Consider the following 11,299-nt stretch of genomic DNA (forward strand, 5'->3'; position numbering starts at 1 on the left):
ATAAGGCTTTTTTTATTTGCTAGTATATTTCTATCACTGCAGACCGATGTTCTGCAATTCGTACATATCTCTGTATGAACCGCCACGTTCAATCAGCTCGTCATGGGTCCCGCGTTCTATAATATGTCCATTATCTAGTACCAAGATCTGATCAGCATCTCTGATCGTAGACAGTCGGTGAGCGATCGCCACAGTCGTTCGTCCCTGACGCATGCGTTCCAGACCTTCCTGAATGAGCGACTCCGTCTCTGTATCGATATTTGCTGTTGCTTCATCGAGGATTAGGATTTTAGGGTCCCTTACAATCGTTCTGGCAAATGAGATCAGCTGTTTCTGACCACTGGAGAAGCTGGCCCCTCTCTCAACAACCCGCGCATCATATTGACCTGGAAGTTCTTCGATAAACTGATCGGCTTGAACAAATCGTGCCGCTTCAATTATCTCTCTATCTGTAATAGCCTCGTTCATCAAACGGATGTTGTCCTTGATTGTTCCGTAGAAAAGGAAGGAATCCTGCAGGACCAGACCTATACGCTGACGCAGCTCCCGCATAGGGAAGGATCTGATGGACTGCTCATCGATCAGCACGTCCCCTTTCTGGAAATCATAGAAACGCATCAGCACGTTTATGATCGAAGACTTTCCGCTCCCTGTATGACCGACAAGCGCAATAGTCTCTCCTGGATTTACAGTGAACGAAACGTCTTTCAGAACGTAATTCTCGTCGTCATATGAGAAGCTTACATTTTTGAACTCTATCTTGCCGTCAGTGATCTGCGCTTCAGGATCGTCGTCCTGCTCCGGCACATACTCTTCGTTATCCATAACTGTAAGGATGCGGCTGCTTGAAACAACTCCGTCTTGGAACAGACTCAGACTATCCATCAGCCGGGTCAATGGTCTGAAGAAATCATTTGCATATGATGTGAAGGCAAAAATGATTCCTACTTCAATCGGGCTGGTCAACGCGTCGAACCCGAACAGTGCCAGGATCAGAACAACAGCAAGAGTATACAGCATGTTAATGACCGGGCTCAGAAGCAAGGCGTTGATTCTGACCATGGAGAAACGAGAATTGAAGTAGGACTGGTTTGTCTCTTCAAATTCCTTCTGAAGCCGTTTTTCCTGTCTGAACTGCTGAATCACTGACATCCCGTTAATGGTTTCTGCAAGTTTTGTGTTCAGCAGGCTCAGCTTGGATTTCATTTCATGGTAAGTGCGTGAGCTATAGACCTGATAGAATCTGATGACCAGTAGCAGGACCGGTGCAAAGATAAGGATCCACAGTGTCACAGTTACATCCAGCAGGAACATTGCCCCAAGGGAGATGATGACCCCAAACACCCCTTGTATGATCGTCAGAAATACGTGCCAGAAGTCCTTCATTGCTTCAGTATCATTTGTAGCTCGCGTAATGATCCAGCCAGTAGAGGTCTGATCGAAGAATCGCATGCCTAGATTATGAAGTTTGGTGAACAGCTGATTTCTTATGTTCTGTACTGTTTTTTCTGAAGCCATATTAAAGATATACAATTCGAAATACCAGACAGTCATTCTAACGATCGTCACACCAAAGTGAAGAGATGCGAAGAAGAGAATCGTCTGAATCGTCACGCCACCGACTGTCAGGTGGTTATCAATGAAAACCTGAATGATTCGGGGGAGTGCCGCATTAGTTACTGCAAGAGCTACACTGAAAAATATAGCCAGTATAAACTGATTTCTGTAAGGTGAGGCAAATGTAAGGATGCGTCTCAGTATACTCATCTGTTCGTTAAACGGAATCGTTCGTCTTTTCTGTAGTTCCTGCTGTTCCATTAGCCCTCTCCCCCTTCCAGTTCCCTTACCAGCTGCTGCTGTTCATACATATCCTTATACCATCCATCCTGTGCAAGCAACGAATTGTGCGTCCCGCGCTCGACAATTTCACCGTCTTCGACAACGATGATCTCTTCAGCGTGCATGACTGAGCTGATACGGTGAGCCGCAATGATCGTCGTCTGTCCTCTGCGCAGTTCTTTCAGCCCTGACAGGATACTTTCCTCAGTCTTCGCATCGACAGCCGATAGTGAATCATCAAGAATCATCAGTTCCGGATTGATGAGGATAGCCCGGGCAATTGAAATTCGCTGTTTCTGCCCCCCGGAAAGTGACACGCCCCGCTCGCCTACTTCCGTGTCATATCCATTCGGCATCGCAAGAATATCATCATGAATATCGGCAAGTTTAGCTGCCGCTTCGACAGCTTCCTGAGACAAGGTCGGATCTGCAAAGCGGATATTTTCTCTTATCGTATCTGAAAACAGATAGTTATCCTGAGGCACATAGCCTATATGTTTCAATAACGCATCGAGGGTATAATCACGTATGTCATATCCCCCGTACCTGATCCTGCCTTTATACCCATCATATTCTCTGAGAAGCAACTTAAGAATCGTTGTTTTACCTGCTCCCGTTTTACCAACGACACCTAATGTCCCGCCAGCTTCAAGCGTGAAGTGGATGTTTTTAAGGGTGGTCCCTTCCTCATCAGGGTAGGAAAAGGAATCAAGTTCAAAAGACAACTCTCCTGAAACCGGTTTGTCTATCGCCCCTTGACGTTCCACTATTGATGTCTCTTCTCTAAGCAGATTTTCGATCCGGTCATAACTGGCAGATCCTCTTTCAATAATGTTGAACAGACGTCCGATAGCAAACATCGGCCAAACGAGCATTCCGATATAATTGATGAACGTCACGAAATCTCCGACAGATATTTCTCCGTCTGAAATCAGCCAGCCTCCTACAAGTATCGTCAGGAAATATGAAATCCCCATGATAAACGTAATCGCCGGATCAAAAAGTGAATCGATTTTGTATACTGATCTGTTCTTTTCAACGACATTGTCAGTCTGTTTTGAAAATTGCTCTATATCCTCTTTTTCCTGTCCAAACGTCTTGATTACCTTGATCCCCTGAATACTCTCCTGAACTTTATCATTCAGATGCGAAAAGGCAGCCTGAGCGTCTCTGAATCGCAGGTGAAGCTTTTTCCCGAGCACACGAGACGTCATGGCTAATAATGGCAGTGGAATGATCGCCAGAAGTGTCAGGCGCCAGTCTACAAAAAAAATCATTGCCAGCAAAGTGGTCAGACCGACACTGATTGCATCAGCCATCGTAAGAATCCCTCCACCTGCAACCATTCTAAGACCACGAAGGTCATTTGTTGCATGTGCCATCAAGTCACCTGTACGGTATTTCTGGAAGAACTCATTATCCATATTTGTAAAATGATTGAACAGCTGCTTACGCACGATCTGTTCAAGTTTAGCAGCGTTTCCCCAGATACGCACCCGCCATAAATACCTTAGAGCATACTGACCGATTGCAGTGGAAGACAGAATCAGCAGCCACGTAAGCAGCGATTCCTGTGTGATTATACCCATATCTATTTCATCGACTACAATGCCTATAATTCTCGGTGGAATCAGCTGGAGCAGCGCTACGATGATCAGTGCACCTATTCCTACCAGATAGGATTTTTTCTCCTGTTTGAAAAACCAGCTCAGTCGTTTAAATATCCCCATATCGTCGTCTCCCATTAGCTTAGTCGATTGTGAAAGCAATATGACATATTGTCATATTGTGTCAAATGTTAACGGACAGCGTTTTATTCTGTCCGTCCCTTACTTATTTTTTCTTTTTATTCTTTGCGCTCTTCTGCTGAGATTTCATTTGACTCATCATCTGATTGATCTTACGTTCAGAAGGTTTCTGTCCCATTTGAAGCATCATCATACGCAGCATGTTTTCGTCGATTGGCGGATTTTTTTCAAAATAGTCCATCATATATTTTCTGGAAATAAAGAATCCTCCGACCAGTCCGGCGATCAGAGCTAAAATAATTAGTACAATAGCAAGGCCTGTGCTCATCTTGTTCACTCCTTTCAAAAATCGATACTGTAACCATACAGCAGACATAGACATATCTGCTCACTGAACTATTTTACACAATAAATGTGGAGAAATAAACCTTTATATGTTAAAAAGCTATTTTATACCATCAATTGACTTAGAGAGGGAAGTACTGGCCAGCCCGTCTTCCGGTTTTTATTCACAACATGCTGAAAGCCACCTGTGCTCCAGCAGGAATACAGGTGGCTTTCAGACTTTTCAGTTACATTATTTCATTGAAAGATACGTGTTGACAACATTTTCAGAAGTAAATCCGTAAGCTTCAACAACAGCTTCACCATTACCACTTGCTCCGAATTTGTCGATCGCAAGAATCCTACCTTCAGGTCCAGCATAGCGGTGCCAGCCGAATGGAGATCCCATTTCGATAGCTACTCTGTTTTTTACAGCAGCTGGAAGAACAGATTCCTTGTACTCATCAGACTGAAGTTCGAACAGATCGAAACTTGGCATGGAGACTACTGATACATCGTGCCCTTGTGCTTTCAGCTCTTTCTGCGCTTCAACAGCTAATGTTACTTCAGATCCAGTAGCAATCAGGATACCATCAGGTGTGTCGCTTTCAGACGGAGAAAGGACATAAGCACCTTTCTTGACATTTTGTCTCGCTGTTTCCTTAGTTCCAGGAAGAACAGGAAGATTTTGACGAGTCAGCACAAGCATAGTTGGACGGTTAGTTGATGTCACAGCAATTTCCCAAGCTGCAGCTACTTCGTTACCGTCAGCCGGACGAAGAACAGTCAGATTGTGCATTCCTCTGAAGCTGGATAGCTGTTCTACAGGTTCGTGAGTCGGTCCGTCTTCACCTACGGCAATTGAGTCATGTGTCATGACATAGATAGCCGGAATTTCAGATAGTGCAGCCAGACGTACCGCTGGTCTCAGATAATCTGTAAAGACGAAAAATGTAGCAACGTAAGATTTCGTTCCCCCATGAAGCAGGATGCCGTTTAGAGCAGCTGCCATAGCAAATTCTCTTACGCCGTACCAGATGTTGCGTCCGTCATACTGACCAGCCTGGAAGTCTTTAACACCACTGATCATAGTCTTGTTCGATCCTGACAAGTCGGCAGATCCACCCCAGAAGTTAGGGACAGCTTCAGCAATAGCATTCAGCACTTTTCCACTGTAGTTACGTGTTGCATCTGCTCCATCTTCTTCAGAAAATGAAGGCAGTTCAGCATCCCATCCTTCTGGAAGCTCTCCAGATAAAGCCTGGTCGAACTGATTCGCAAGTTCACCATTAGCACTGCGGTATTCATCAAGTAGACTGTTCCACTTATCTTCTAGCTCCTGACCTTTATCGATCATGTGCTCTTTGAATCGCTTAGTGACTTCTTCAGGTACGTAGAAGTCTTCGCCTTCCCAGCCGTATGCTTTCTTAGCAGCTTTTACCCCTTCAGGTCCAAGTGGTGCACCGTGAACATTGTGCGTACCGGCATTTGTTGCTCCGAATCCGATGACTGTTTTGATTTCGATAAGTGTTGGTTTATCGGTGGATTCTTTCGCTTTAGTTATTGCAGCATCGATGGCCTCTAAATCGTTTCCATCTTCAACCAGGATATGTTCCCATCCGTAAGCCTCAAAACGCATACCGACATTTTCAGTGAACGCTTTTGAAGTCGGTCCATCAAGCTGGATATCGTTGGAATCGTAAAGCATAATCAGTTTGCCTAATTTCAAGTGACCAGCCAGAGAAGCAGCTTCCTGAGAAACACCTTCCTGAAGGTCTCCGTCTCCACACAGTGCATAAGTATAGTGGTCAACGATGTTATAGTCACCTTTATTATAGGTAGCAGACAGGTGTGCTTCTGCCATTGCCATTCCTACTGCATTAGCTACGCCTTGACCTAGAGGACCAGTAGTTGCCTCGACACCATCTGTGATATGCACTTCAGGGTGTCCTGGTGTATTCCCTCCCAATTGACGGAAGTTTTTAAGATCATCAATAGACACGTTATAGCCTGATAGATGAAGAAGGCTGTATAAAAGCATAGATCCGTGTCCTGCTGAAAGGACAAAACGGTCTCTATTGAACCATCTCGAATTTTTCGGATTAGCATTTAAGTGACGGGTCCATAATGTATACGCCATAGGAGCTGCTCCCATAGGTAACCCTGGGTGACCGGAATTGGCTGCCTGTACTCCATCAATACTTAATGTACGAATCGTATCGACGGCCATTTGATCTGTTTTATCGAACAATGAACTTCAACCCTTTCGTTTGTTTAAAATTTAAACTTACTACATTATTGTACTATTTTTAGCGCTTTAATTCAATCTATTCTGCAGTTATTACGAATATGGCTGTTTACTCGTCCCGGCCATGCAAGCCTTTTTCTTTCTGAATCTCTTTCACTTTATCTGGAGTGACATCATTTCCGTCGGGATCCACAACTTTCATCCCTTCGATCTGATTCTTCATGCCGGACCTGAAAGCTTGGATATACTCTTCTCTCAGTGCTTTCTGTTCATCTTTTTCTTCCTGAGACAGACCCTCACTTCTTTCTTTTCTAACGAGTTCGTTAATTCTGTCCAGTTTTTTCTTTTCTAACATAGAATCCTCCTCAGTTCTCTATTCTTGCAAGTCCTACACCTTATATCATAACATTCCTGAATAAAAAGTGGTAGATAAGATTCGGCTGGAACCTGCTTCCTTTATTCGAACATCCGTTTGAATTAGCGTCTGCCCTATGCTATACTGATAACAATAGAACAGTTGTTCATATAAATTATTCCGAAAGTGAGGGTGAGTAATGACCACTAGAGGCCGTAAAGGTGAAAAACAAATTGAAATTCTACAATATATATATAACCAGGTGAAGAAGAAAGGGTATCCTCCCACTGTGAGAGAAATCGGGATGGCGACAGCTCTCTCTTCAACGTCAACAGTTCACGGACATTTAGCACGTCTTGAAAAAAATGGATTCATCCTAAGAGACCCCTCGAAACCAAGAGCGATCGAGTTCACTAAAGCCGGATTGGATAAACTGGGAATAGATGAAGAGGACAAAATACCTCTACTAGGAGTAGTCACTGCCGGCGAACCTATCCTTGCTATTGAGGAAGCTACAGATTATTTCCCGATTCCAAATGACCTGGAGCTAGACAGAGGCAATCTGTTCATGCTGACTATCCGTGGAGATAGTATGATGAATGTTGGTATTCTAGACGGCGATCAGGTTATCGTTAGAAAACAGGAAAGTGCAAGTAATGGAGATATTGTCATTGCCATGACTGAAGATGATGAAGCAACCTGTAAACGATTCTACAAAGAAAAGAATCATATCAGACTTCAGCCCGAAAATGATGCACTTGACCCTATCATCCTTAATGATGTAAAAATTCTCGGAAAAGTTATTTCTTTATATAGAAGCCATATATTCTAATAAAAAACCCCTTCTCACTCGAGAGGGGGTTTTCAGTATTTAGTAAGTCATTAATTTAAAAATGTCATAGCCTTCAATTTTATCGCGACCTTTTAAATCAGCAAGTTCAATAAAGAATGCCGCACCGACAACTTCTCCACCCAGCTTTTCTACAAGTTCGATCGTTGCAGCTATGGTCCCTCCAGTAGCAAGCAGGTCGTCTGTGATCAGCACTTTTTGACCTGGTTTGATCGCATCTTTATGGAGCTGAAGGATATCATTGCCGTATTCAAGTCCGTAACTCACTTCGACAGTTTCTCTAGGCAACTTTCCTTTTTTACGGCAGGGTGCAAATCCAATTCCCAGTTCATTGGCAACAGGACAGCCGACGATGAACCCTCTGGCCTCAGGACCGACGATCATTTCGACCCCTTTTCCTTTAGCGTATTCAACGATCTGTCTGGTTGCTTCTCTGTAAGCTTCACCATCGGCCATCAGTGGAGAAATATCTCTAAACACAATCCCCCCTTCAGGAAAGTCAGGTACATCAGCAATATATTGTTTAAAATCCATTTATAATCCTCCGTTATGTTTACACATACTTAGTTTGTGTCATTTATGGCAGTCATCAATTCGTTAAAAGAGCTGTAAACCAATTTTTCTTCAACAGCAATCTGTTCCAGCCGTCTTTTATACGTCTTGGTGTCTTCCAGTTTTTTCGGGTCCGGATCGGCAACGACTCTCACCTTTCCATCCTCTATTGTAACAAATTCGTTCTCTAAAAACACCATTAACATGAATTTAGCGACTTCTTTATCGATGTTGAGCTTAGTCACCAGTTCCCTGGTGTCTTTTGACAGATCGACTGTTTCCTTTGTTCGCAGCCATTTATACAAAGATGAGAACGTTGAATGTTTCGGCATGCCTTTAAAATAGTACTCATTTGGAGAATAAAGATACAAGTAGAAAGACTGCTTCACATAATTCCTGTACACAGTCCGGAAAAGTTCGAGTTGGTCTGGAGTATCAACAACAATTATTTTAGTCGTTTTGCTGACCGAATATAACTCAGTGCTCATGTCCACCAACTGACAGGTAGCTTCTGGATGAATCTGTTCCTGCCACTTATTATATACTGCTTTCTGAAAGAATACATAATGGCCTTCAGAATCGAGGAACACTTCCGACTTTAAAGTTGACTGGCGTCTGTCGATGGCTATTTTTTCTCTGGATTTGAAGTCGACAGCCTGGATCTGAACCTTTCTGTTTCCATTCCATTCATTGATCGACACATATCCAGCAATATCTATTTCCGGCTGGGATTTGAACACTTCAAACCAGTCTGAAGCGCCAAATGCGATCATATCCATTTTAGTATCATTTTTAGTAACGAGCGATTTTAAGTGATCCTGATTCGCCCCTATCAAGCGAGCCCCTTCTGGGACGACAGAAGAAATATTAAATAGAGGTTTTCTGTTATCTTGGCCAAATGGTCTAAGCTGATCAAGTTCCGTAATCAGGTCGATGGACAGATCTTCCCATTCTGCCGTAACATCAATTGTCAGTTCAGTCTTCAGTGCCCTATCTCCCGCTAGATTCTTCGCACTTTTCTGGAGTGCGTCGTAGAAGGTTTCCAGATTGGTCAACTCAAGGCTGACACCACAGGCCATTTCGTGTCCACCAAAATTTCTCAGGAGATGACTGGTCTGCTGCATACAGTCGAACAGATTGAAACCGGACACGCTTCTACCTGAGCCTTTCATTATCCCAGTGTCCTGGTCAACAGAAAATATGAGAGCTGGTTTTCCAGTCTTTTCAGTCACTTTACTGGCCACGATACCCAGCACCCCTTGATGCCAATTCTCGTCTTTTAATACAATAACTTGATCATTTTGCTGTGCATCAACTCTAGATAATGCTTCGCCGGTAATTTGACTGACTATATTTTTTCTTTCACTATTTTTCTCCATCACTTTTCTACTTAGGTCCTCTGCTTTTTTCTCATCATATGTAGTGAGAAGGTCGACAACCATCGTGGCATCCCCTAAACGTCCTACGGCATTGACAGGAGGAGCAAGCCTGAAGCCGATCGTTTCTTCATCAATGTCTTCCCTGGAGATTTCAGCTTGTTTTAATAGACTCTGAAGCCCAACTCTCTGGGTCTGTCTGATCAACTTCAAGCCGAAGTAAGCGAGCGCCCTGTTTTCATCAGTTAGAGACACTACATCTGCTATCGTTCCGATCATAGCCAGTTCGATCATTTCTTCGGGCAATTCTCCAAGAAGGGCGTGCGCTACTTTCAGACTGACACCGGCCCCTGCGAGTTCCTTAAACGGGTAACTGCCTTCAGGATGCTTAGGGTGTACAATGCTGTAAGCTTGTGGAAGATTTTCCGGGCATTCGTGGTGATCGGTTACGATGACATCGATCCCTAGTTCATTCGCTCTATTAATCGCATCGTGTCCAGCGATCCCATTGTCAACAGTCACGATCAGCTCAGTACCTTGTTCAACTAAGCGTTCAAATGCATTGATATTCGGGCCATACCCTTCAACAAACCGATTAGGAATAAAATAGTCGACATTCCCCCCGAGCATCTCGATCGCTTCATATAAAATAGTTGTGCTTGTAACTCCGTCCGCATCATAATCGCCATAAATTGTTATTTTCTGATGGAGCTCGATGGCTTTCTGAATCCGTTCAATTGTTCTGTCCATATCCTTCAGTTCAAAAGGATCATGAAACCATTCCGCTGTCGGCGTCATAAAGTGACTGATGTCTTCTTTAGTCGTCAGTCCTCTAGCCATACATAAGCGTATGAAAGTTTTTGACTGGTTCATTTCAGCAGCGAGATCTGAAATTGCCTGATCGTCACCGATTGTATTATTTCGCCATATTGTTTCTGCTAGCACTCGATTCACTCCTAGTCTGATTCACGTTCCTACATTATAACAGAAAAAAACAGACACAATAAAGGAAGTCTTTACTGCGTCTGTTTCATAATATTTCTATTAGTCTAAGATCTGAACGCCAATACCAATCAGACCTGGTCCAGTGTGGACACCCAGTGCTGGACTGACTTGATCAAAGAAGAACTGTTCATAATCAGGAAGCTTGGCCTTCAGCTCCTGTCTGATTGCTTCAGCTTCTTTTAGAGCAGTTCTCCCACCGTAAGCAACTGCCAGATTGTACTTTTTAGCTGTAGAAGCAAACTCTTCAACTAACTGAATAGTTTTGTTCACAGACTTCGCTTTACCTCTAACTTTAGCTACAGTGTGATAGATCCCATCTTCATTACACGTAATGATCGGTTTGAGGTTCATCATGCTTCCGAGAACTGATTGAACCAGACCGATTCGTCCGCCTTTCTGAAGGTACTCAAGTGTAGGCACATGAAAGAAAACTTTCGCTTTTTCAATGCCCTTCTGGAGATTAGCCTTGATTGTATCCCATTCTATATCTTTTGCGGCCTGAAGTGCTGCTTCCACAACAGAAAAACCTGCACCAATACCGATATTTTTAGTATCCAAAACAAATATTTCCAGCCCTTCGTACTGCTCAGCCACAATGCGGACCATGTTATTCGTTCCACTCAGTCCACTTGAAATCGTCACGGCAAGTACTTTTTCATATCCTTCTGCCTTGATTTCATCAAACATTCCTTTGATGATTTCTCCATCAGGAAGAGAAGTCTTTGGTATTTCTTCACTCATTCGGTCATAAACTTCTTCAGCGGTAATGTTTACTTTATCAACATATTCACCGTCTTCAAAAATGATCTTCAAAGGAATGACCTTGACATCATATGTCGTACGAATCTGTTCAGGTACATCTGAACCCGAGTCGGTTAATATAGCAATTTTTTGTTTATTCATTTTTCCCCTACCTTATCTATAATAGTAATTACCAATTTTTTTGTTTTTTCGTGTTGTTTTAATGCAACTATCGTTGCTCTATCAATTAAAATACAAAAA

9 protein-coding genes are annotated in these 11,299 nt (G+C 43.2%); 1 reads left to right on the plus strand and 8 read right to left on the minus strand.

What is annotated here, in order from left to right; all coding sequences use genetic code 11:
* Positions 1-33: 33 nt before the first annotated feature.
* From ABFX15_RS03045 to ABFX15_RS03065, 5 genes are all read right to left on the minus strand, one after another.
* A complete protein-coding gene (locus tag ABFX15_RS03045) occupies positions 34-1,818 on the minus strand; it encodes an ABC transporter ATP-binding protein (protein WP_346024037.1) in 1,785 nt (594 codons plus the stop codon).
* Positions 1,818-3,569: an ABC transporter ATP-binding protein gene (locus ABFX15_RS03050; protein ID WP_346024038.1), complete on the minus strand. Its 1,752-nt coding sequence runs from the start codon at positions 3,567-3,569 to the stop codon at positions 1,818-1,820. The genes ABFX15_RS03045 and ABFX15_RS03050 overlap by 1 nt, the downstream gene beginning before the upstream one ends.
* 103 nt (positions 3,570-3,672) lie before the next feature.
* On the minus strand, positions 3,673-3,915 hold the full coding sequence (locus ABFX15_RS03055) for a YneF family protein (protein ID WP_091264501.1): 243 nt from the start codon (positions 3,913-3,915) through the stop codon (positions 3,673-3,675).
* A gap of 249 nt (positions 3,916-4,164) precedes the next feature.
* On the minus strand, positions 4,165-6,162 hold the full coding sequence (gene tkt / locus ABFX15_RS03060) for a transketolase (RefSeq protein WP_346024039.1): 1,998 nt from the start codon (positions 6,160-6,162) through the stop codon (positions 4,165-4,167).
* Positions 6,163-6,268: 106 nt separating this feature from the next.
* Positions 6,269-6,514, minus strand: a complete 246-nt coding sequence (locus ABFX15_RS03065; RefSeq protein WP_346024040.1) for a DUF896 family protein — start codon at positions 6,512-6,514, stop codon at positions 6,269-6,271.
* A 199-nt stretch (positions 6,515-6,713) separates the two neighbouring features.
* Here ABFX15_RS03065 and lexA point away from each other — a divergent pair, with 199 nt between their 5' ends.
* Complete coding sequence (gene lexA, locus ABFX15_RS03070; protein ID WP_091264508.1) at positions 6,714-7,346, plus strand: transcriptional repressor LexA; 633 nt, start codon at positions 6,714-6,716, stop codon at positions 7,344-7,346.
* A gap of 39 nt (positions 7,347-7,385) precedes the next feature.
* Here the strand turns inward: lexA and ABFX15_RS03075 are convergent, their stop codons facing one another.
* The 3 genes from ABFX15_RS03075 to ABFX15_RS03085 all read right to left on the minus strand — a co-directional run bounded on the left by ABFX15_RS03075 (position 7,386) and on the right by ABFX15_RS03085 (position 11,200).
* A complete protein-coding gene (locus ABFX15_RS03075) occupies positions 7,386-7,898 on the minus strand; it encodes an adenine phosphoribosyltransferase (protein WP_346024041.1) in 513 nt (170 codons plus the stop codon).
* A gap of 29 nt (positions 7,899-7,927) precedes the next feature.
* On the minus strand, positions 7,928-10,237 hold the full coding sequence (recJ, locus tag ABFX15_RS03080) for a single-stranded-DNA-specific exonuclease RecJ (protein ID WP_346024042.1): 2,310 nt from the start codon (positions 10,235-10,237) through the stop codon (positions 7,928-7,930).
* Between the two features lie 99 nt (positions 10,238-10,336).
* Complete coding sequence (locus tag ABFX15_RS03085) at positions 10,337-11,200, minus strand: DegV family protein (protein ID WP_091264514.1); 864 nt, start codon at positions 11,198-11,200, stop codon at positions 10,337-10,339.
* Positions 11,201-11,299 lie beyond the last annotated feature (99 nt).

Origin of the sequence: Alkalibacterium indicireducens (assembly GCF_039522005.1) — a bacterium.
Lineage (GTDB): Bacteria > Bacillota > Bacilli > Lactobacillales > Carnobacteriaceae_A > Alkalibacterium > Alkalibacterium indicireducens.

Coding starts and splice junctions, on each gene's coding strand:
- ABFX15_RS03045 (WP_346024037.1), bottom strand. CDS start 1,818: ATGGAACAGCAGGAACTACAGAAAAGACGAACGATTCCGTTTAACGAA.
- ABFX15_RS03050 (WP_346024038.1), bottom strand. CDS start 3,569: ATGGGGATATTTAAACGACTGAGCTGGTTTTTCAAACAGGAGAAAAAA.
- ABFX15_RS03055 (WP_091264501.1), bottom strand. CDS start 3,915: ATGAGCACAGGCCTTGCTATTGTACTAATTATTTTAGCTCTGATCGCC.
- ABFX15_RS03065 (WP_346024040.1), bottom strand. CDS start 6,514: ATGTTAGAAAAGAAAAAACTGGACAGAATTAACGAACTCGTTAGAAAA.
- lexA (WP_091264508.1), top strand. CDS start 6,714: ATGACCACTAGAGGCCGTAAAGGTGAAAAACAAATTGAAATTCTACAA.
- ABFX15_RS03075 (WP_346024041.1), bottom strand. CDS start 7,898: ATGGATTTTAAACAATATATTGCTGATGTACCTGACTTTCCTGAAGGG.
- ABFX15_RS03085 (WP_091264514.1), bottom strand. CDS start 11,200: ATGAATAAACAAAAAATTGCTATATTAACCGACTCGGGTTCAGATGTA.